This window comes from Bradyrhizobium sp. UFLA05-109, from assembly GCF_054185165.1.
In genome coordinates this window covers 53,014-73,757 of record NZ_JBBIAR010000050.1, presented here as the reverse complement: position 1 = coordinate 73,757, position 20,744 = coordinate 53,014, and the positions used below count along the sequence as shown (strand labels likewise).

The window sequence follows — 20,744 nt, the reverse complement described above, 5'->3', positions numbered from 1 at the left end:
ATCGAAAAGGGACGCTGTCGAAGGGTACACGAACCACCCTGCGATACCGGGGAGCGCATGACGCGTAGCGTAAGATCGCGGGGCTTCGCGTGCTTGCCGATCTCAGCGCTTCGCGGGTTGCAACATCATAGCGCCACGGCGAGGCAATAGTGCCCATCTTCATCGTCCGTGGCGCGCCACTCTACGATTTTTCCCGACAAAGCAACCGCGGATGCGCGCGGAGTGCTGCCGCTTGGCTGCGGAAGGGCGGATTGCGTTTCGCTAATCCGCCCTGAGGCCCTGCACGAGCGCGATGAGAATCATGACCGCACCGACGGCACTGCCGGCGCAGCCGATGATAAACTCACCAAATGGAATGTCGTAGCGGGTCGTCAAGCTATAGGTATCCAGGCTGCGGCGATGATCCCGAAGCTGACTGCGAGCTTGACCACTGGTCTCATGGACGCATCTCCGAAACAACAACACAACTCCGCTTGCCTGCCGAGCATCACTCCACCGGCTGACAGACCGAGGACTTCCGGTCGACGATCATGTCGGCCCAGTCTTGGCGCGGGCTGCAATACATCACTTCGTCACCGCCGCGACAATCGTTGCGCCCCGCCGTGACGTCGCCGATCCGGACAAACAGATAATTGCCGACCTCGATGAGGCGGATCGTGCACCGCGGCGTTCCGTCCTCAGCGAGGTCGCCGGTCCCAAGCAGGAAGCCCACGTCGGATTTGATGGGCTTGAGATCGCCGAGGTCGATCATGCAGCCCTGGTCCACGCCAGACCTGGAGGTTGATTTCTGCGCGAGTGAAAACTTGCGCATGGCTCCGTTGGCCAAGGCGAGCGCAAGCGTATACTTGTAGGTGTAACCGAAACGCTTGTCGGTCTTGGTCGCCGCACAACTCAAATCGATATTCGAATTGGCGAGCGTTGAGTGGTTCTCACCGAGATCGACACTCACCTCAGATCCGCCTTCGGGCTTGTGCCATAGCCCTGTCCAACGCCCTTGCGCGACCGTACCGGCAAAAACGCCGGTGCTCTTCTGTTGCTTGGGATCGTCCAGGGGAAACTCTTCGAGCGTGAATGCGCCGTCGGCATTCAGTTTTCCCTCGAGCCTGATCTGCTTTCCGACGCGCAGGTAGACATACCAGCCGTGTAACTTGCCGTTGTCATTGGTGAGGCTCAGCATCACCGGCGCCTTGCCGATCGTGCCCGAGAGCAAAGCAGGCTCTGCCAGCACCACCGTCGGAGCTGCAAAGACGATCATGAAACTCAACAATTGCCACAATCCGCGGCAGCGATCTCGATCGCGATTCATCAGCTCTTCTTTCCTAGCTCGATCTGTTCAAGCTTGATCGAGGGATCGGGCTTGGTCTTCCGAAGGCTGTACGATACGACTCCTTGATGCATTCCGCCGTTCTTGACGATGAAAAGCCCGTCCAGAAGGTAGGAGCCGTTGCGATAGGAGAAATCCTTGCCCGCGACGATCTCGGACTCGCTTGGCTCGTCCGGCGTAGACTTCAGGTATACGACCAATTGTCCGTCGTCCGCACTTGCCTGAAGCGGGGCGGCGTCGGAGCTGGAGCGTTCAATCGTGATTTTCAGGGCGATGACCTTGTTGACGTGATCGTCGACGAACTGCTCAAACTCCGGATAGGTGCTTTCGGTCAGCATTCCCAAAAGTTGCGGGATCTTTCGTTCGACGGCCTGTGCAGGGTTGGCCGTAGCGAATGCAAGGATCAAGGCAATCATAGCCATCGGGCATCGCATGAATTTCACGTTCCTTAGCTCACCTTATTCACGAGTAGAATGATTGACGACATCGCCACGTTACCGCGCCGAGCCACGCGATGAAAAGCCAGTTTGGTCGCTGCACTTGGCCCGACGCATCGATCTTGGCGCAATCTCGCAGCGTCGAGCCGTCAGCGTTTTGACAGCCGCCGAGGCGACCGGCAGCGCTGCGCCATACGAATCCTCTATCGCGCCCACGCCTTGAAAGGCACCTTCCGACGATCGCACGTCTCACGCCCCCTGGTTCGTGCAGATGCGCCTTCGTAGGCCTGGACGCTATTGTGGTTCGATGGAATTCTTCCTTTTCGCCTTCATGCCGAACGCGCCTGGACTAGAATGACATGACCAGTTGGACCAGGCGTCGCAGCGCGAGCTTACGCGGCGTTTGCCAGGCGTCCGGCTCTTTGAACCCGAAAAGCACTAGCTGCGACCAAGGCTGGCAGCGGAAGCATGTTGCTGCCGGGTCAGGGATTGCGGGGGGACCAGAGTGAACGAGTCTATCGGCGACGATCTTTCACAGGCGCGATCGGGGACCTTGTTTCGGCCGGCGGCCTGGGGTTCGGTTTTCCTCTTGCTCGCCTGCGCCTGGTCTTCATCACTTTCCGCAAATCCGGCGATCGCCAACAATCCGCCCTGCAACAGCGCGAAGATCGGGTTCAGGCCAACAGCCAGAGACGAGGCACGCGCGCTCGCTTTCGTGCGATCCTTGCCGGGCGTCGGCCGCATCGAAAAGAACAACGATGGTTCTTATGGTGCAGAGTTCGCGGGACCCAATGAGATCAACGCGCTAATCGCCGACCTCAATCAGCACCATGCGGCCGAGGTCATCGACCTGTTTCAGTACTTTCAATGCAACTACCGGCTCTTCTGACCGCAGCCCTGGACACGGCACGGGCCGGTGAAGAAGGCGATTGCTGGGTTTGACCCGCGAGCGCGACCTCGCAAGACCTTCCAAATCCACGACCCATCAGTTGGCTTCCGCTGCGCTAGGCCGCTGGGGGATTGATCATTTGCCAGCGAGTTCTAGCGTCGCTTTTTGATCCCGGCGCGCCCGTCCTGAAGCGCCGCCACAGCAAGGACGATCCTCAGCGCCAGACTTGGCTCGTCTGTTCGGCGACGTGCGCATAGGCGCGAGCGGACCGTGCCTGCCTCAGAGCGGGCAGGCTGTACCTGGTGTCGGCACACACCCCTGACCAGGAATAATCGGTTGTGGCGTCGGATGCGGCGTCGGAAGTGGCGGCCACGGATGTATCGGCACCGGATGTATCGGCACCGGATCGACAGGGATATGTGGCGGCGACCACGGCAGCGGTGGAGGGCCGATATGCACTGGAGGCAGCGGACCGATGATGATCGGCAAAGAGTTGTTCGCGGGGTTGCTGTCGGCATGCGCGACGCCGACCAATGCGCTCACAACGAGTGATGAAAGGCAGAACGCACGGAAAATCATTGTCGTCGGCTCCTGTTCGGACGCACGGCCAATACGGTCGTGCCAGCCGAGAATTCCATTGCGCCTTGCCGACGCCAAGCCGGACATCAGAGTTAGAGATAAACGACTAGTCTCAAAGAACTAGCTGTGCCGCATTCCTGCGCCGACCTTGGCCAGCGCGTCGGCTATCATCGCCAACGCGACCTTGGCTTGCACATAAGCGTCGCCGTCTGGTTGCGGCGGGCGGGCCGTCGTACCCGATACAAAGACTTGATTTCCGACGCGGACGGCCCCGCGAGTACCCGTATATGTCTTCAAAGTCGTAGCCGGACGAGACGTTCTGCCTTGACACACGGGTGCTCCTGCATGGTTCTCTAGGCGCTCAACGTCACAGCTTTTCGCATGGGGGTCGTGTGTACAGATGAGACTAATGCGCCGCATCTTTGTCGCGACTGTCCTGGCGTCCAGTACGCTTTCCGCTCCAGCGTTTGGCGATGACATCAAAGGCGCCTTGAAGGAATTCGGGCTTTTGGGAACATGGTCACCAAATTGCAGCAAAGCAATTTCTGATCCGGGAGGCTCCAAGCTATCTTTTGCTGCACCGGGCGAGGGAAGCGCCACAGCGACAATTCAAGAGAATAAAGGCGAGGCATTAGTTACTGCAGTCCATGAAGTTCTTGAATCGTCAATCATTGATAGCAAGAAAATCAGGATAGCCCTGCGGGCCGCGACGGTCACCAGATCAGACGGCAAGGCCGCTTCTCAACATGAATATGACGGCGTGCGTCTTGTCTTTCAAAAGGTCGGCACGCGGATCGAAATCATTCGTGTTCAATTTGAAGGCCTGCCGCAAATCGAACGGGCAAGCTTCTTTGAGAAATGCCCGAATTGAGCCGTCGGCTCGTCCCAGCCGCAAGGCCTTCCGCATTCTTTTCGATCAGAAACTCAACTAGCCAAATTCTCAACGCTCGGCTTGAACCCGACAGTTCCTTGCCCGCGACAACATCCCAGTCGGCTATCTTCCGTCGCCGGTTGCCAGGTAGCAGATCACATGCCGTCGACCATGTCCCCTCCCAGCAAGCTTGCCAAGACACACAATTGGGCAGTCTCGATTATCTGCAGCAGGCTGATAGCCGCGTTCGTGCTGTCGGGAGTTCTAGCATCTACCTGCTCACGCGCAACTGAGGCCGAGATGACGCAAACAGGCATAGTACTTGATATCCCGGGACCGTGGCCGGACCGGACCGCGTTCCTCGCGGACTTTGCTGAAGCCAATGGCCCTGCTGTGGTCGTGTCCGGCCCCGACATGTTCAGTGCCGACCGTCGCGTACATGCCGCCTTCGACGTCATGCCGCACGACCCAGCTCTCGCAAATGCGATGTGGATCGGCGCAGGACGCTCACTCGATCGCAACACGATGGACAGGATCGCCGCTCACAAGTCGGTGGTGCAACTCGTCGTGACAGACACTGGTCCGGGAGTGGAAGAGCATCTCAGGATCTTGGCCGCCGCAGTGAGAAAAGCTGGCGGCCTCGCAGTGCGCGTGCATTACTCCGGCCTGAGCCATGATTGGAAGCGCTGGGATGCGCTGCTTGGCGCCGAACTACCGGCTGGGCTGTTCCAGGCCCTCGTGGTGCAGGTTCCGTATCGCGAGCGCGGCCGGTTGTGTTCTTTCGGCATGGTGCAATTCGGACTGGCGGATGGCTGTGTCGCCGACGCAGGAATCGATGCCGGGCCCGCGTGGGTGCTGTTCGAGTTCAACATTCATCTGTGGCAGACCCGGCCGCCGCTCGAAGCCGGACACACATTCTCGCGCAACGCGGCTGGAGCGCAGAGGTACGTCTTGAAGCACGTCGCGGATCGTCGCTACCCGGACGGACACGAATACGTCAATCCCAATGGCGTCTGGGAAATGGACCCGGGGCACTGATCGACATGAGCCTGGGTTTGGCCGGATTGGCTTCCCCGCAACGGCGCGACGCCTGTAGTTCGCGCGCCGAGACCCCTTCAGCCCGCAATCCGTAGGCGCCGCCGCGCCTACCTCAAGGCCTCGCTCAATGCTTGCTCGGCTCGAACACCACGATCACGCCGGTGGGCTCCGGCTCATGCGCCCTGAGGCTGGTCAGCTCCGGATCGCTCCAGTCAGCAAGACTGACGACTTCGCCGGTCCTGCCCTCCATCTCGGATGAGTCGGTGGGCTCCAGCACTTTCAATCCGCTCTCGTCGACGAAGAACGTATGGTCTCCGAACAGGCTGTTGAGCTGAGGTACGGCCGGGTGTCCGTCGGGAAGCACCTGGGCGTCCAACTGTCTCATGGTCTCCTTGACCTGGATGGGATTGAGCTTCATGAGCCGCTCCATTTCGCGCTTGTCTGTTTTCCCCGGCGTGGCCGTGGCGGACTTTGTTCCAGCACCCGCCCCGGCCTAGACTCCCGAACAGACCGCGCGCGCAATTGTTCCCCGCGCTTCCATGTCCACGCGACCGATTGCGGCCGCCGCGCTCGTGGCATGATTGGGGCGACATCGAGATTGCAGTCGCACGTGATCCAACACGCTGGGGCGGTTGCATCCTCAAGACGCGTCTAGAGATCGAAATTGGTCGGCAGCATGACCACGTCGCGAATGGTCATGCCGCGTGGCCGCGTCAGCATGAAGATCACCACGTTGGCGACGTCGCTGGCTTCGAGCAGGCTTCCGGAGGCCTTCGCGTCCTTCAGCTTCTCCGGCGGCCAGTCCGCGATCAGTGCGGTGATGACGGGACCGGGCGAAATCGATCCGACGCGGATGCCGTGCTTGAACACCTGGCGCCGCACCGTCTGGACGAAGCAATTGATCGCCCATTTGGACGATGCATAGACCGGCTCCCAAGGCGTCGGAAAATGGGCCGCGAGCGAGCTCGTGATGATGATGTCGCCTGTCCGGCGTTCGATCATGTGAGGCAGCACGTCGTGGACATTCTTCATCACGACGTTGACATTGAGGTTCAGCATCCGGTCGATCGCGGCGCCATCGGCATCGACGAGGTCGCCGCCAATATACGTGCCCGCATTGGCATGCAGGATGTCGAGCTGACCGGTCTTCTCCAGAACGCGGGGCAGCAGCGTGGCGCAGTCCGTCGGGTTCAGCAAGTCGATGACGAGCGGGATCGCCGCGTCGCCGTGCCTGTTGCAAATGGCCTTCAGGGCCGCTGCATCTCGGTCGACCAGCACCACGCGCGCGCCTGCGGCCAGCATTGCCTCGGTGGTCGCGAGGCCAATGCCCGACGCAGCCCCCGTCACGACGGCAACCTTGCCGTCCAGATCTCCTGCCATGGACATTCCTCCTTGTTGGGCGCTTCGTCGGGCGCCTGCCCGGCAATCGTCACTCCCCGCGGTTTTCCCCGACCGATAACGCGCAGATGCGCGAGAGGTGCATGTAGGGCAGGCCAGTCTCACTGGCCCAGGCGTTGAACTGCGCCTGTACCTTGGCGAGATCGCCCTTCGACTTCACCTCTTCTGCGATGTCGAGGCCGGCATCGCGCAGGCACGCGACGACGTCCTTGGAGGTGACGAAGCCGTCCCAGCCGACGAAGCGGAGCAGCATCTGGCCGGTGTTGCCCCCGAGCCTGCTTCCGCGCTTGGTGAGGAGATCGAGCAGGCCGATCTCGTCCGAGGCCGGCCATTTTGCCAGGAATTTTCCGAAGCTGCCGTGTTCTTTTGCGATCTCCTGCACGAAGGCGGCGTTCTCGCGCACCGACAGGATCTTTGCGCCGTTGCGCACGATGCGGGCGTCGCGCATCAGGCCTTCCCAATAATCCTCAGGCTGAAAGCTCAGCTTGGCCGGCTGGAAGTGCAGGAAGGCCTGCTCAAAGCCGTCCCATTTCGAATCGATCACGCTCCAGGCAAAGCCGGCGCAAAACACCCGCTTCGACATCTCCGCGAGGATACGATCGTCGGGCAGTTTGGCGAGCGCCTTCGCATCGGGCTTCGCCGGCAGCAACTTCTCCAGCTGCCTGGGCCCGCCCTTGCGCTTCTCGGCCCGAGCGCGAATGGTCTTGAACGAGGTCATGCGGTCACCTGCCATGAGGCCGCGCTACGACATCAGACTTCACTGGGAAGGTCCAGCCCTGCGATGCCCGACAGTTGCAGCCGACGCGCTGCCCGGGTCATCACTGAGCTGCATGCTCGCTGCCGCAGGGTCGATCAACTCATCAGCGCCGCGCCGCGACGTGGTTGCCCTGCCCGGCAGCCTGGCGCTTGAGATCGGCGAGACTGGTGTTGGCGACATTGAGCCGCTGCGCCAGCATGCGCGCGAGCATCAACGCGACCTCGGGCTCCTGAATCAGGAACGAGGCGGCATCGTCGAACTCGTAGATGACGGAATCGACGCAGGCCCGCACTGTGGCGGTGTGGGGTTGTTGCAGCAGCACCGACATCTCGCCGAACACGGCACCGGGTTCGGCGATGGTTGCGACCACGGTGTCGCCCTTAATCACCTCGAGCTTGCCTTCCAACAGGACATAGAGGTGCCCGGAGGCACCGCCCTCGGTGAGGATCAGCGTGCCGGTCGCGACCCGCTGCCGCGTTCCACCTCTGCAATGGTCCAGCACAGCGCGCATGTTGATATCCCGTCCGCGTCAGACTAGGCACCGACGCGGTCGGCGTCGAAGGGATAACAGCGGCGAGCCCGCTCAACTTTTCGGGATCAGCGGCTATGCCGCATCGCATCACAGGCTCGGTGCGGGCTCTAGCGGCAAGGCCTGCAAGCCACCAAAGCGGCGCTCCCTGCGGTGGAACGAGGAGAGCGCCTCGGCGAGATCGCTGGCATCAAATTCGGGCCACATCCGCTCGGTGAAATGCAGCTCGGCATAGGCGCCTTCCCACAGCAGGAAGTCCGACAGCCGCTTTTCGCCAGAGGTGCGGATAATGAGATCGACGTCGCGCAAGGACGCTTCGCCGGTGACGAGTTGCGAAAAGGCCTCGCGGGTGAGGCTCGTCAACGCAGCCGCCTTCGCGGCGGCATTGAGGATGGCGTCGCGCGCCGAATAATCGACGGCGATGCGCAAATGCAGCGCGTTGCCGTGGGCGGTCGCGCGCTCAGCGCCCGCGATTGCCGTGGCAATGCCCTCGGGCAGGCGATCGCGGCGGCCGATCACCGAGAGCCGCACGCCGTTCTTGACCAGGCTCGGCACCTCATTGGCGAGATAGAAGCGGAGCAGCGTCATCAAGGCTGCGACCTCGGCCTTGGGCCGGCGCCAGTTGTCGGTCGAGAACGCATAGAGCGTCAGCGTGCCGATGCCTTGCTTGGGGGCTGCTTCGATGATGCGCCTGATCGTCTCGACGCCGGCTTCGTGGCCACGGATGCGCGACAGGCCGCGCCGCGTCGCCCATCGTCCGTTGCCGTCCATGATGATGCCCACGTGAAGCTTTTCGTTTGCCTGCGTGACGTCACTTTGCATCGCAAAGTCTCCAGTCAAAAAATGGGATGATCAGGTCGAGATGATGCCGAGGCGGCCGAGCGGCGGCGCCTCGCGGCCGGCCGCCTTGGCGGCATCGCGCACGAGGCGCTCGAGCACGGCGAGATAATCGAGGAAGCGGCGGCGGCCGGCCTTGGTCAGCCGGCAGGAGGTGTGGGGACGGTTGCCTTCGTAGCCCTTGGTCACCTCGACAAGGCCAGCCTCCTGCAACACGGCGAGATGTCGGCTGAGATTGCCGTCGGTCAGCCCGCAGAGCTGCTTGAGATCGGCGAAGGCAAGTCCCTTCGGATGCGCCATCAGCGAGGTCAGGAGGCCGAGCCTTGCCTTTTCATGGATGACACGATCGAGCCCTTCATAGGAGAAGGGCGCGTTTTCAGTCTTCGACATCATGGTCTCCGGACGCAACGTAGAGAATGCCGGCCATCAGCGACTGCCCGATCACGAAGGGCAGCCCCATGGTCCAGGGCGAGAGCGTGCGGGTCTGGCTCGCCAGCACAACGACCGCGAAGCCCGACACGAAATACCAGGCTCCCGCCAGCGCCACGCTGCGTGGCAGCGAGCGGACCGAGGCGAAAATGCCGAGCGACACCAGGATCTGCCACAGGCCGGGCAACAGCCAGAGCGTCTCGGCCGAGAACTTCCACAGCACCACCGCGAGCAGCACGCCGGCGACGCCGGCCGGCAGGAACTGCTCGATCGCCTGGTGGATCATGACGTCGGCAAGACCGGAGTGATGGCGGCGCGAGCGCGCGCGCATCTCGATCCAGATGACGAAGCCCGAGAGGCCCGCCGCAAGCCCCCAGCCGAGGAAGAACGCGAGCGGCTGGGTGGTCGGATCGTCGATAAGCCAATATTGCAGGATCGTGGTGATCAGCGCGAGCGCGCCGGTTGCGACCATCGTCGCGGGGCCGTAGCCGCGAAAGGCGGTGCCGGCTGCGATCTGGCTGCGGATCGCCCCGATATCCGCCAGCGCTTTGTCGAGTTCGCGCATCTGCAACGTCGAGCCTCGCTCCACCCTCACCCCCCAATTCGGGGCATCGTTCACTTTGTAATGCAAAGTATACCGTACTGCAAAGTAAAAGCAAGGGCGCCGTGATCCGACTGGGCGATGGTCGGCGCCAGACAACTGCCGGTTGCGCCAGGACGGGTCGGACAGGTAAGGTGCCGCACGAAAAGCGTTCCGGGGGCTTTGCAATGTTGAAGTGGGCAGCGGCGTGCGTGCTGCATGTCATTCTTGTCGGGTTTGCCAATGCCGCGGGGCCGTTCGGTTCGGTTTCGATGGGCAACTGGATCGGCGGCGCCTTCAGTAACGAGCAGACCGGCGCATTCTCGCATTGTGCGGCGACTGCGCCCTACGCCAATGGCGTCAGCCTCGTCGTCGGGCATAACGTCGCCGGCTCGTGGCTCCTGAGCTTTGCGAGTCCCAGCTTCAAGTTCACCAAGGGCGAGAATGCCGCGATCGACGTGATCTTCGACGGACAGGAGCAGGCTCGGCTGTTTGCGACGGCCAACGCGCCGAACATGCTCACGGCGATCATGCCGCCGAACGTGACGCGCATGTTCCAGAAGGCGAGCCTGATGGTAGCGACCGCGGGTCGCAACGCGTTGCAATTTCAGTTGACCTCGACGGCGCCCTTGATCGCGGCGCTCGCCACCTGCGTCACCCGGGTGAAAGCCGATGGGCTCGACAAGGCGGGCGATTTCACCAAGCTCGCCGCGAAGCCAGCAGCGGGTGACAAGCCGGCGCCGCCAAGCGGCAAGCCAAGCAAGACCTTCGATGTCAGCGGCACGGGTTTTGTGGTCAGCGCCGGCGGGCACGTCGTCACTAACAACCATGTGATCGACGGCTGCGTCGGAGACATCAAGGGCAATCTCTCGGGCGAATCGGCCATGATCCTTCGCGTGGTATCGCGCGACGCCTATAACGACCTGGCGCTGCTCCAGGCGCCAACCACCGCAACCTTCAAGGACTTTGCGAGGATCAGAGACCGCTCGATGAAGTCGGGCGATTCGGTGGTCGCGATCGGTTTTCCCCTTCACGGCTATCTTACGTCCGACCTGACGGTCACGACTGGCATCGTGAGCTCGCTCAGTGGAATCAGAAACGACACTCGCCGTTTGCAGATCAGCGCGGCGATTCAGCCGGGCAACAGTGGCGGGCCACTGTTCGACACATCCGGCCAGTTGGCCGGCGTCGTCGTTTCCAAGCTCAACGCGCTGAAAATGATCCGGGAAACCGGCCAGCTGACGGAGAATATCAACTTCGCGATAAAGACCGGCGCGCTGCGCGATTTTCTCGATAACAGCGTGGTGCCGTACCAGACGGCGGAGCCCAAGGGCGAGCTCAAGACCGCCGAGATCGCCGGCAACGCCCGGGCCTACACCATGCTGATCACCTGCACCGCAACGGAAGAGGCCGACGCGAAGCGATAGGTGCTGTGCGAGGCACACTGCCTCGTCAATCTTCGCTGTCATTCCCCGCGAAAGCGGGGAATCCAGTACGCCGCGGCCTTTCCGTATTCGTCGCTGCCTCTGGAATACTGGATCGCCCGATCAAGTCGGGCGATGACAGCATCAGTGTGGATCGAACGACCCGACCAATTCAGAGTCGTAGGGTGGGCAAAGCGACTTGTCCGCCGTAGCTCGAAGAGCGAAGGCGGAAGCGTGCCCCCACTTTGGTCGCGATTCAGGAGAGATGGTGGGCACGGCGCTTCGCGCCTTTGCCCACCCTACGGCACCTGGCTATGGATGCGCGCAAGCAAATCACCTTAGTTGTGGCAACACCCCGCCTTCGCCGCATCGGGCTGGTACTCGTCGCGCAGGCGTACCCAGTGCATCGGATGGGGCAGGCCTTCCTCGTGACGACCGAGCGGGGTGAGATCGAGATACTGGTAGGCCGCATTCATCATGTCGAGACCGCGGGCAAAGCACGAGTAAGTGTGGAACACGGTGCCGGCCTCGTCGCGGAAGAACACGCTGATGCCGGGCAACTCGGGCCCGTAGAACGGCGTGGTTCCGAAATTGTATTTCGGCTCGCCCTTGTCGATCTCTTCGCGCGTGAACGTCACACCATAGTCGTGGTTGAAGTCATTGCCGCCCGAGGACACCCAGTCGAACGTCCAGCCCATGCGCTTCTTGAACGCTTCGAGCTTGGCGACGGGCGCGAGCGAAATCGCGACCATGGTGGTGTCGCGCGCGGCCAGATGCGGCACCATGCGCTCAAAGCCGTCGACCCAGAACGAGCAGCTCTTGCAGGCCGCCTCCCAGTCGGGCGCGAACATGACGTGCTGCACGACGAGCTGCGGAAGCCCCTTGAAGAGCTCGGCGAGCGTGATCTTGCCGGCCGGCCCATCGAATACATAGGGCTTGTCGAGCTTGACCCAGGGAAGGTTGCGGCGCTCCTCCGCAAGACGCTCGCGCGCCTGGCTGAACTCCTTCTCATGCGCCAGATGCGCCTTGCGCGCCGCGATCCACTCTTGGCGGGAAACGATCTGATGTTGCTGCATGATGAACTCCGTTGATCAGGCGACGAAGGCGTCGAGCTTGTCGAAGAACGAGTTCCAGCCGCGCTGATGGTTGTCGCGTGCGGTTTCGTCGAAGAACTGGGCGTGATGGAAGATCATCAGCGTGCCACCGTTGTCGGGCTTGAACGAGATGGTGACGAGCGACTCGCGTTCCGGCGTCGAGTGCCAGGCCCAAGAGAACACCAGCCGCTCGTTCGGCACGACCTCGCGGTAGATTCCGCCGGCCTCGAAATATTCGCCGTCGTCGCGGGTGAAGCTGATCCGGTAGCGGCCGCCGGTGCGGACGTCGAGGTCGGCCCGCACCGTCGCGGGCTTCATGTTTGGCGGCCCGAACCACTGCGCTAGCTGCTCTGCCTGCGTCCACGCGGCGTAGACCCTTTCCGGCTTCGCGCGGAGCCTGCGCGTGAGGGTGAGGCTTGGGCGTTCGCCGGTGCGGGCTGCGGCTGCTTGGTTGACGGCCATGGGTCTTCCTCCACAAAAGCTGCAAGGCGATCGAGATTGTCGGACCAGAAGCGCGCGTAGCGATTGAGCCAATTCATCGCCGGCTCCATCGGCTGCGCGGTGAGCCGGCAGGCGACCGTGCGACCGGACTTCTCCCGCACGATCAGACCTGCATCCGACAACACCTCGAGATGCTTCATGATCGCGGGCAGTGAGATCGAGAACGGAGCGGCCAGCTCGCTCACCGACAGGCCGTCCTCCTCGCCGAGCCGTGCCAGCAGCGCACGCCGCGTCGGATCGGACAGCGCCGCAAAGGTTCGGTCCAGCGTCTCGTCCTTATACTTAACCATATGGTTTAGTATAAGTGGATGCGGGCTCCGGTCAAGCGGGAACGCGCATCTGGAGGTCCGCACGAGTGCGTGATCGCGTGCCCGCTTGGAAACCGGTTCCGGAACCGCAAATGAAGAAAGCCCCGCCTCGCGACGGGGCTTCGTCAGCATCGTCATGCGCTAGCCGAGATCGCTACTCGACCTTCAGGCCGGCGAACTCGACGACCTTCTTCCACTTGTCGGTCTCAGCCTTGATCATGTCGCCGAACGCGTCCGGTGTCTGCACGAGCGGCTCGCCGCCGAGCTCGACCAGGCGCTTGGTCATGTCGGGCTCCTTCATGATCGCGTTGATCTCGCCGTTGAGCCTGGCGATGATCTCCTTCGGCGTGCTCTTCGGCGCGCCCATGCCGAACAGCGCGCTCGCCTCGTAGTTCGGGACGGTCTCCGCGATCGCCTGCACGTCGGGCAATTGCGAGGAGCGACCAGCTGTGGTGACGCCGAGAGCGCGCAGCGAGCCGGCGCGGATGTGCTGGATGATCGAGGGCATGTTGTCGAAGATCACCTGCACCTGGCCGCCGAGCATGTCGGTGATCGCGGGCGCCGCGCCGCGATAGGGGACGTGCTGCATCTTGCAGCCAGTCATCGCCATGAACATCTCGCCGGACAGATGCACCGAGGTGCCGTTGCCCGAAGAGGCCATGTTCACCTTGCCGGGATTGGCCTTCACATATTCGATGAACTCGGCGACGTTTTTAGCCGGCACGTCCTTGTTCACGGTCATCACGTTCGGCACGCGCTGGAACGAGGCAACCGGCGCGATATCGCGCGCGAAGTTGAACTTGAGATTGGCGTAGAGCGAAGCGTTGATGAAGTTGGCCGGATTGACCAGCAGCAACGTATAGCCGTCGGGTTCGGCGTTGACGACGGACTCGGTGCCGATGTTGTTGCCGGCGCCGGGCTTGTTCTCGATCACGAATTGCTGGCCGAACTTTTCCGAGAGCCGCTGGCCGATCAGCCGCGCCAGGATGTCGGTAGCGCCTCCCGGCGGATAGCCGACGACCCATTTCACCGGCCGCGTTGGATAATCCGCCGCAAAGGCCCTTGAGAGCGGCGCCGTTGCAAGCGGACTGGCGGCGAGCAGGCCCAGCGCAGTGCGGCGTGTGATCATCTGAAGTCTTCTCCCAGTTTGTTGTTCTTGAAGGCAGCGCGTTGTAACAAAGCGCGCCAGCGACGAGAAGTGCGCTACCTGCATCGCGACGAAAGGATAAGGCATGTCCGTCAAGGTTCGAGCCCTCGATCACCTCGTCATCAACGTCGCAGACGTCGCGCGCACCGCCGAGTGGTACCGCAAAATCCTCGGCATGGAAGTGAGGGTGTTCGACCCGGGCGGCGGCAAAGCGCCGCGGACCTCGCTTCAGTTCGGCAACCAGAAGATCAACGTCCGGCCGCGCGATTCCGACAAGGTGGAGTGGTTCACCGCGGACCATGCGACTGCCGGCAGCGAGGATCTGTGCTTCCTCACCGCGGCCACGCCCGACGAGGTGGTGGCGCATCTGATGGCGCATGGTGTCGCGATCGAGGAAGGCCCGGTGGCCAAGCAGGGTGCCCGCGGCACGCTCCGCTCGGTCTATTGCCGCGATCCGGACGGCAGCCTGATCGAGATTTCGTCGTATGAGGACGGCGGTGAGGAAGATCGTGAGTGACCGATCGCACGCGGCCGTAGGGTAGGCAAAGCGACTTGTCCGCCGTAGCTCGAAGAGCGAAGGCGGAAGCGTGCCCACCCTCTTTCCGCTAATCTGGACCTAAGTGGTGGGCACGGCGCTTATGCGCCTTTGCCCACCCTACGACAGCGGAGAATGTGTCTTCAGAACGATCCGAGCGCCACCGGGCGGAAGGCCTGCACGAGCTGCTGGTCCAGCTTGCCACCCATGCCCTCCAGCATCGCGAAGGCGCGGGAGTGGGTAAAGGGCATGCGGTAGGCACGCTTCTCCACCAGCGCGGCGTAGATATCGACGATGGTGGTCAGGCGCACGATGTCGCTGATCTGGTTCGAGGAGAGCTTGTTCGGATAGCCGCTGCCGTCGAGGAACTCGTGGTGGTGCAGCACCACATCGAGCATTTCCGGCGGGAAACCGCCTTGCTCGGCCAGCGCCTCATAGCCGCGGCGCGGATGCTGGCGGACTTCGTCCATCTCCTCGTCGGTGAGCTTGCCGGGCTTGTCCAGCAGCTGTGCCGGCACGAAGGCCTTGCCGACGTCGTGCAGCAAGGCGGCACGGGTCAGGCGGCGCTGGTCGTCCTCGCGCATGCCGAGATGCTGCGCGAAGGCGACTGCAAAGCCGGTGACGAACAGACAGTGCCGGTAGCTGCCGACATGGTGGCAGCCGACGGTGGTGAGCCACTCGCGCAGCGAGGAATGCTTGATCGCTTTCAGGATCTTGCTCTCTGCGGCGGCGACGTCATCGAAGGTCAGGGGCACGCCGAGCGGCAGTTTCTCGAACATTTTCGCCAGCACGCCATGCGCCGCCTCGACGCCGCGGTTCAGCGTCTTGCCGCGATCGCTGGAGTCGTAGGTGGTGGTGTCCGGGAACGCGGCGCGAATGCGCTGCAAAATGGCTTCGGGCTGCAGTGGCCGCGAGATCGTATCGGTGGCGCCCAGTGCCCATGCCTGCATGGTGCCGTGATGCAGCGCATCCGCCAGCACGAACAGCCGCGGCATGGAGCGGTAGGCATCGCCGCGCAGCTTGTTGCGCACCCGCTGCACGCTTTCGGGCGAACGCAAATTGATGTCGACGACGATGCCGGAGAGATCGCGCGCCGGCTGCTCGGGGATCTCCTGGGTCGAGACCGTTGCGACCTCGCCGACGGACTGCAGGATATGGGCAAGCTCGCTGCTCTGGTCGCTGCGGTCGGAGGCCAGCAGGAGCCTGCGTTTGGCGGCGGGTTTGGCTGAGGCGGTCATGGCTTCCCCAAAAGCAACTGAACGGGCAACTGAAAAGAGCACTGCGCTCGACCGCACCACTCTAGCGGCATCAGGTTCTCCGGCCCTTAATGCGCGTGCTGAACGGGAACCTGCGGGGTTTGTTCAAATTTGAGGGATTCGGTCCGAGGTTGCTGGCGGCCGACCAAAAACATCGAAAACAACCCCATGCGAAGTAGCCCGGCAGTCGTCGAAGCCATTCGACAGGTCGGCCGAAGAGAGCGCGCGGGATGCCGACGCTCTCGGCCGTCATCACCCGCGAAAGCCCGGCCATGACGACGGAGTGCTGGTGCTCTTGGTGCGGCTCAATTCTCGATTTTGTACCCCGTCGCCTTCACGATCGGCTGCCAGAATGCCGTGTTCGCGGCCAGCTCCTGAGTGAGCCCCTCCGCCGTGCTGCCGACGGGAATGAGCCCGATCGCGGTGAGCTTCTCCTTCACCTCCGGCTTGGCGAGCGCGGCGCTCGCGGCCGCGCTGAGTCTGCGCGAAAACTCCGGCGGGCTGCCGGCGGGAAGCCACATGCCGTACCAGGCGTCTGCGACGAGATCGATGCCGCTCTCCTTTAGCGTCGGAACATCCGGCGCGAACGGCGAACGCTCGGCGCTTGAGACAGCGATGATCGTCACGCCCTTGGCACGATGCTGCGGCAGCGCGTCCGCCAGCGTCGTGATGCCGAACGGCACGTGGCCGCCGACGAGGTCGTTGAGGATCGGCGCGCTGCCGCGATAGGGCACACGGCTCAGGGCAATGCCGAGGTCCTTCTCCATCTTGGAGCCCATGAAATGCGGGATGGTGCCATTGCTGGGCACGCCGAACGTCGCCTTGTCCGGATTCGCCTTCAGCCAGGCGACGAACTCGCCGAAATTGCTGGCTGCGATCGCGGGTCCGATCACGACGGCGAACTCGAAGCGCGCCAGCAGCGACACCGGCATGAAGTCCTTTGCCGCATCGAAGGTCGGCGTCGTCTCCACCATCGGCAGCAGGTACATGGTGGGCCCCGTCGTCACCAGCACCATGCTGCCGTCGGGATTGGCACCCTTCACTGCCTTGATGCCGATCAGGCCATCACCGCCGGTGCGGTTCTCGACGACGATGGTTTTCTGCAACGCCGGCGCCATCTCCTGTGCGATCAGCCGGCACAGCGTGTCGCCGCCGGCGCCCGCCGCAAACGGGAAGATGATCTTGGTCAGCCCGGCCTGCGCCTGCGCTCCGCCCGCCCGCGCCAGCAGCGGCAACCCGAGACATCCGGCGATGAAGTCGCGGCGATCCATTGCGTGTCCTCCCTCGTATCCGGGCGCATTAGACAGGTGCCGCCGCGGCAGACAAGGCCGTTAACGCTGACTAGCCCCATTACCCGCAGCCCCGCCTTGCGCCGGCCATCGTCCTGCTGCAAAAGCAGGCCTCACCGGCGCCGCCTCTTTCGCTCCGCCGCTTCCCAAATGCAGAGCAGATCGTTCTAGAGCGCGCCCATGGCCAGCCCCGAACTCAGTCAATTCCGCCGCATCGTCGTCAAGGTCGGCTCAGCCCTGCTGGTCGATTCCGACGCCGGCGAAGTGCGCGCGCCCTGGCTCGCGGCGCTCGCGGCCGACCTCGCAAAGCTGCACCGCGAGGGGCGCGACGTCCTGATCGTCTCCTCCGGCTCGATCGCGCTCGGCCGCAGCCGGCTCAAGCTGCCGCGCGGCCCGCTGAAGCTCGAGGAGAGCCAGGCCGCAGCCGCCGTCGGCCAGATCGCGCTGGCGCGGATCTGGTCGGAGGTGCTAGGGGCCCACGGCATCGGCGCTGGACAGATTCTGGTGACGCTCCAGGACACCGAGGAGCGCCGCCGCTATCTCAACGCGCGCTCGACCATTGGCAAGCTCCTGGAGTGGCGCGCGATCCCGGTCATCAACGAGAACGATACGGTTGCAACCAACGAAATCCGCTATGGCGACAACGATCGTCTTGCCGCGCGCGTCGCCACCATGGCGAGCGCTGACCTGCTCGTGCTCTTGTCCGACATCGACGGGCTTTACGACGCGCCGCCGAAGAACAATCCGAACGCAAAGCTGATTCCGGTTGTCGATAGCATCTCCTCGGAGATCGAGGCCGTGGCAGGAGACGCCGAATCCGAATTGTCGCGCGGCGGCATGCGCACCAAGGTCGAGGCCGCGAAGATCGCGACCACCGGCGGCACGCATATGCTGATCGCCTCCGGCAAGATCGAGCATCCCTTGCAGGCGATCGCCGATGGTGGTCGCTGCACCTGGTTCCTCACGCCTGCCAATCCCGTGACCTCGCGAAAGCGCTGGATCGCGGGCTCGCTGGAGCCGAAAGGCACGCTGACCATCGACGCCGGCGCGGTCGCTGCGCTTCGCGCCGGCGCGAGCCTGTTGCCGGCGGGCGTGATCAAGGTCGAGGGCCAATTCGCCCGCGGCGATGCCGTGATCGTGCGCGGTCCCGATATGCGCGAGATCGGTCGTGGCCTGATCGCCTATGACGCCGACGAGGCCGAGCGGATCAAGGGTCGCTCCTCGCCGGACGTAATGGCCATCCTCGGCATCAGCGGGAGGTCCGAGATGATTCACCGCGACGATCTGGTGGTGGGCGGGTAGCCCCAAAGGCAGGCGAGCCGTCATGCCCGGGCTTGTCCCGGGCATCCACGTTCTTTCGGGCCGGCAAGAACGCGGGATGGCCGGGTCGAGCCCGGCCATGACGCCGCGGTTAGGCCATTGGCCCAGCCAACGCCTGTCATCGGGGTACCAGCCATACCCTCCCCGGCCTTCGCAAATGCGGGATTTCCGTGCTAGGACACCGCCTTAGCAGAAGGTTGAACTCATGGCCGCCCCCCTCAAAGCCCTCGACGGCACTGCCGATCTCCAGGCGCTGATGACCGATCTTGCCGCCCAAGCCCGCGCTGCGGCGCGTGTGTTGGCGCTGGCGCCGGCGGAGCAGAAGAACCGGGCGCTGGAGGCCATGGAGCGGGCGATCCGCAAGAACGCGGCGGCCATTCTCGCGGCCAATGCCGAGGACGTGGCCGAGGCCCGCAGCAGCGGCGACGCGACCGGCGCCTTCATCGACCGTCTCACGTTGACGCCCGCGCGCGTCGAGGCAATGGCCGAGGGCATCGCCATCGTGCGCGGCATTGCCGATCCCGTCGGCGTCGTCACCGAGAGCTGGCAACGGCCGAACGGCATGACCATCGAGCGCGTCCGCGTGCCGCTTGGCGTCGTCGGCGTGATCTTCGAGAGCCGGCCCAATGTCGCGGCCGACGCCGGCGTGCTGTGCCTGAAATCCGGCAATGCCGTGATCCTGCGCTGCGGCTCCGATAGTTTCCGCTCCTGCCGCGCGATCCATCAATGCCTGGTGCAGGGTCTTCGCGAGGCAGGGCTGCCTGAGGCTGCGATCACGCTGGTGCCGACACGCGACCGCGCGGCGGTCGGGATGATGCTTGCGGGCCTGAACGGCGCCGTCGACGTGATCGTGCCACGCGGGGGAAAGAGCCTGGTCGCGCGCGTCGAGGCGGAAGCGCGCGTGCCGGTGTTCGCGCATCTCGAAGGCGTCAACCACGTCTATGTCGATGCGAGCGCCGATCTCGAGATGGCGAAGTCGATCGTGCTCAATGCCAAGATGCGCCGCACTGGCGTCTGCGGCGCGGCCGAGACGCTGCTGGTCGATCGCGCAGGCGCCGCGAAGAGCCTGAAGCCACTCATCGAGTTGCTGATCGACGCCGGCTGTGAGGTACGCGGCGACGAGGTGGTGCAAGGTACCGATGCGCGCGTCAAAGCTGCCAGCGAGGACGACTGGGACACCGAATATCTCGACGCAATCATCGCGGCAAAAGTCGTCGACGGCGTCGACGGCGCGATCGCGCATATCCAGAATCACGGCTCGCACCACACCGATGCGATCGTGAGCAAGGATGAAGCCGCCGCGAAAAAATTCCTGAGCGAAGTCGATTCCGCGATCGTGCTGCACAACGCCTCGACGCAATTCGCCGATGGCGGCGAGTTCGGCTTCGGCGCCGAGATCGGAATCGCCACCGGCCGATTCCACGCGCGCGGACCGGTCGGTGCCGAGCAGCTCACGAGTTTCAAGTACCGCGTCCACGGCACCGGACAGACGCGGCCGTGACCTCGCAGGGCGGGCATTGAGCAACCATTTCGTCGTGCCGCGCTTCGTGGCGCAAGCGTTGCCGCCTTACACCGATGGCATGCGCATCGGGCTGCTCGGCGGCTCCTTCAATCCGCCGCATCACGCGCATCGCGCGATCAGCCGCTTCGCGCTCACGCGTCTCAAGCTTGATCGCGTTTGGTGGCTGGTGACGCCAGGCAATCCGCTGAAGGAGAACGGCGCCTTGCACGCACTGGGCGAGCGGATGAAGGCCGCGCGCGACGTTGCTGATGATCCGCGCATCGAGGTGAGCTGTCTCGAATCCGTCATCCGTACGCGCTACACTATCGACACGATCAACTTCTTGCGCCGCCGCGCAAGCGGCTTGCGATTTGTCTGGATCATGGGCGCCGACAACCTCGCGCAATTCCATCGATGGCAGGACTGGCAGCGCATCGCGGGCCAGGTGCCGATGGCGGTCATCGACCGCCCGCCGCAAAGCTTTCGCGCCCTCGCCTCGCCCGCTGCCCGAGCGCTAGCCCATTACCGCCTGCCCGAGAACGAGGCGGCGCGACTCGCGGACCGGCGGGCGCCGGCATGGGTCTTCCTCACCGGGCTGAAGCTCAGCCTGTCGTCCACCACCTTGCGGAACCCGGATGGGAGCTGGAAGGCGGCCGATGAGGCGTGAGGACGTGGTGCGGGAAACAGGCTCTGGCATATTG

The 20,744-nt window shown here is 63.5% G+C and carries 22 protein-coding genes and 1 pseudogene; 8 read left to right on the top strand and 15 right to left on the bottom strand.

Annotated elements, in window-relative coordinates; all coding sequences use genetic code 11:
* Window positions 1-487: 487 nt before the first annotated feature.
* A complete protein-coding gene (locus Q3C01_RS30835; RefSeq protein WP_458149059.1) occupies window positions 488-1,306 on the bottom strand; it encodes a hypothetical protein in 819 nt (272 codons plus the stop codon).
* Complete coding sequence (locus tag Q3C01_RS30830) at window positions 1,306-1,746, bottom strand: hypothetical protein (protein WP_458149058.1); 441 nt, start codon at window positions 1,744-1,746, stop codon at window positions 1,306-1,308. Before Q3C01_RS30830 ends, Q3C01_RS30835 begins: the two co-directional genes overlap by 1 nt.
* Window positions 1,747-2,266: 520 nt before the next feature.
* Here Q3C01_RS30830 and Q3C01_RS30825 point away from each other — a divergent pair.
* The 3 genes from Q3C01_RS30825 to Q3C01_RS30815 all read left to right on the top strand — a co-directional run bounded on the left by Q3C01_RS30825 (window position 2,267) and on the right by Q3C01_RS30815 (window position 5,138).
* Window positions 2,267-2,650 carry a hypothetical protein gene (locus Q3C01_RS30825; RefSeq protein ID WP_458149057.1) on the top strand — a complete coding sequence of 128 codons (384 nt, stop codon included), beginning with the start codon at window positions 2,267-2,269 and terminating at the stop codon, window positions 2,648-2,650.
* Window positions 2,651-3,638: 988 nt separating this feature from the next.
* A complete protein-coding gene (locus Q3C01_RS30820) occupies window positions 3,639-4,100 on the top strand; it encodes a hypothetical protein (protein WP_458149056.1) in 462 nt (153 codons plus the stop codon).
* Window positions 4,101-4,400: 300 nt separating this feature from the next.
* Window positions 4,401-5,138: a hypothetical protein gene (locus tag Q3C01_RS30815; protein WP_458149055.1), complete on the top strand. Its 738-nt coding sequence runs from the start codon at window positions 4,401-4,403 to the stop codon at window positions 5,136-5,138.
* A 124-nt stretch (window positions 5,139-5,262) separates the two neighbouring features.
* On the opposite strand, the gene Q3C01_RS30810 is transcribed toward Q3C01_RS30815, so the two are convergent.
* The 7 genes from Q3C01_RS30810 to Q3C01_RS30780 all read right to left on the bottom strand — a co-directional run bounded on the left by Q3C01_RS30810 (window position 5,263) and on the right by Q3C01_RS30780 (window position 9,653).
* Window positions 5,263-5,556: a hypothetical protein gene (locus Q3C01_RS30810; RefSeq protein ID WP_458149054.1), complete on the bottom strand. Its 294-nt coding sequence runs from the start codon at window positions 5,554-5,556 to the stop codon at window positions 5,263-5,265.
* Between the two features lie 233 nt (window positions 5,557-5,789).
* Window positions 5,790-6,518: an SDR family oxidoreductase gene (locus Q3C01_RS30805; RefSeq protein ID WP_458149053.1), complete on the bottom strand. Its 729-nt coding sequence runs from the start codon at window positions 6,516-6,518 to the stop codon at window positions 5,790-5,792.
* A gap of 49 nt (window positions 6,519-6,567) precedes the next feature.
* Window positions 6,568-7,254: a DNA-3-methyladenine glycosylase I gene (locus Q3C01_RS30800; protein WP_458149052.1), complete on the bottom strand. Its 687-nt coding sequence runs from the start codon at window positions 7,252-7,254 to the stop codon at window positions 6,568-6,570.
* Window positions 7,255-7,396: 142 nt separating this feature from the next.
* Complete coding sequence (locus Q3C01_RS30795) at window positions 7,397-7,804, bottom strand: Crp/Fnr family transcriptional regulator (RefSeq protein WP_458149051.1); 408 nt, start codon at window positions 7,802-7,804, stop codon at window positions 7,397-7,399.
* Between the two features lie 108 nt (window positions 7,805-7,912).
* Window positions 7,913-8,644, bottom strand: coding sequence for a di-trans,poly-cis-decaprenylcistransferase (locus tag Q3C01_RS30790; RefSeq protein ID WP_458149050.1), 732 nt, complete (start codon window positions 8,642-8,644; stop codon window positions 7,913-7,915).
* A gap of 30 nt (window positions 8,645-8,674) precedes the next feature.
* A complete protein-coding gene (locus Q3C01_RS30785) occupies window positions 8,675-9,049 on the bottom strand; it encodes a transcriptional regulator (RefSeq protein ID WP_458149049.1) in 375 nt (124 codons plus the stop codon).
* Complete coding sequence (locus tag Q3C01_RS30780) at window positions 9,036-9,653, bottom strand: hypothetical protein (protein WP_458149048.1); 618 nt, start codon at window positions 9,651-9,653, stop codon at window positions 9,036-9,038. The genes Q3C01_RS30785 and Q3C01_RS30780 overlap by 14 nt, the downstream gene beginning before the upstream one ends.
* 203 nt (window positions 9,654-9,856) lie before the next feature.
* Between Q3C01_RS30780 and Q3C01_RS30775 the strand changes: the two genes are divergently transcribed.
* The gene (locus Q3C01_RS30775) at window positions 9,857-11,095 is read left to right on the top strand and encodes a S1C family serine protease (RefSeq protein WP_458149047.1); all 1,239 of its coding nucleotides are present in this window, start codon (window positions 9,857-9,859) and stop codon (window positions 11,093-11,095) included.
* 335 nt (window positions 11,096-11,430) lie between these two features.
* Here Q3C01_RS30775 and Q3C01_RS30770 read toward each other — a convergent pair whose 3' ends face one another.
* The 4 genes and pseudogenes from Q3C01_RS30770 to Q3C01_RS30755 form a co-directional block, all read right to left on the bottom strand.
* On the bottom strand, window positions 11,431-12,168 hold the full coding sequence (locus Q3C01_RS30770) for a DUF899 domain-containing protein (protein ID WP_458149046.1): 738 nt from the start codon (window positions 12,166-12,168) through the stop codon (window positions 11,431-11,433).
* A gap of 15 nt (window positions 12,169-12,183) precedes the next feature.
* Window positions 12,184-12,516, bottom strand: a pseudogene (locus Q3C01_RS30765) (SRPBCC family protein); the annotation flags it as partial.
* Between the two features lie 11 nt (window positions 12,517-12,527).
* The gene (locus Q3C01_RS30760; RefSeq protein WP_458149045.1) at window positions 12,528-12,977 is read right to left on the bottom strand and encodes an ArsR/SmtB family transcription factor; all 450 of its coding nucleotides are present in this window, start codon (window positions 12,975-12,977) and stop codon (window positions 12,528-12,530) included.
* A gap of 172 nt (window positions 12,978-13,149) precedes the next feature.
* On the bottom strand, window positions 13,150-14,124 hold the full coding sequence (locus Q3C01_RS30755) for a Bug family tripartite tricarboxylate transporter substrate binding protein (protein ID WP_458149044.1): 975 nt from the start codon (window positions 14,122-14,124) through the stop codon (window positions 13,150-13,152).
* Between the two features lie 103 nt (window positions 14,125-14,227).
* On the opposite strand from Q3C01_RS30755, the gene Q3C01_RS30750 reads away from it, so the two are divergent.
* Window positions 14,228-14,659, top strand: a complete 432-nt coding sequence (locus Q3C01_RS30750; protein ID WP_458149043.1) for a VOC family protein — start codon at window positions 14,228-14,230, stop codon at window positions 14,657-14,659.
* A 161-nt stretch (window positions 14,660-14,820) separates the two neighbouring features.
* Here the strand turns inward: Q3C01_RS30750 and Q3C01_RS30745 are convergent, their stop codons facing one another.
* Together Q3C01_RS30745 and Q3C01_RS30740 are read right to left on the bottom strand one after the other, a co-directional pair.
* Window positions 14,821-15,915, bottom strand: a complete 1,095-nt coding sequence (locus Q3C01_RS30745; RefSeq protein ID WP_458149042.1) for an HD domain-containing protein — start codon at window positions 15,913-15,915, stop codon at window positions 14,821-14,823.
* A gap of 323 nt (window positions 15,916-16,238) precedes the next feature.
* Window positions 16,239-17,204, bottom strand: coding sequence for a Bug family tripartite tricarboxylate transporter substrate binding protein (locus Q3C01_RS30740; protein ID WP_458149041.1), 966 nt, complete (start codon window positions 17,202-17,204; stop codon window positions 16,239-16,241).
* 198 nt (window positions 17,205-17,402) lie between these two features.
* Between Q3C01_RS30740 and proB the strand changes: the two genes are divergently transcribed.
* The 3 genes from proB to Q3C01_RS30725 all read left to right on the top strand — a co-directional run bounded on the left by proB (window position 17,403) and on the right by Q3C01_RS30725 (window position 20,710).
* Window positions 17,403-18,524 (top strand): glutamate 5-kinase, encoded by a 1,122-nt coding sequence (gene proB / locus Q3C01_RS30735; protein ID WP_458149040.1) that lies wholly within the window; start codon window positions 17,403-17,405, stop codon window positions 18,522-18,524.
* Between the two features lie 223 nt (window positions 18,525-18,747).
* Window positions 18,748-20,043 (top strand): glutamate-5-semialdehyde dehydrogenase, encoded by a 1,296-nt coding sequence (locus Q3C01_RS30730; RefSeq protein WP_458149039.1) that lies wholly within the window; start codon window positions 18,748-18,750, stop codon window positions 20,041-20,043.
* Window positions 20,044-20,059: 16 nt separating this feature from the next.
* Window positions 20,060-20,710 (top strand): nicotinate-nucleotide adenylyltransferase, encoded by a 651-nt coding sequence (locus tag Q3C01_RS30725; RefSeq protein WP_458149038.1) that lies wholly within the window; start codon window positions 20,060-20,062, stop codon window positions 20,708-20,710.
* Window positions 20,711-20,744 lie beyond the last annotated feature (34 nt).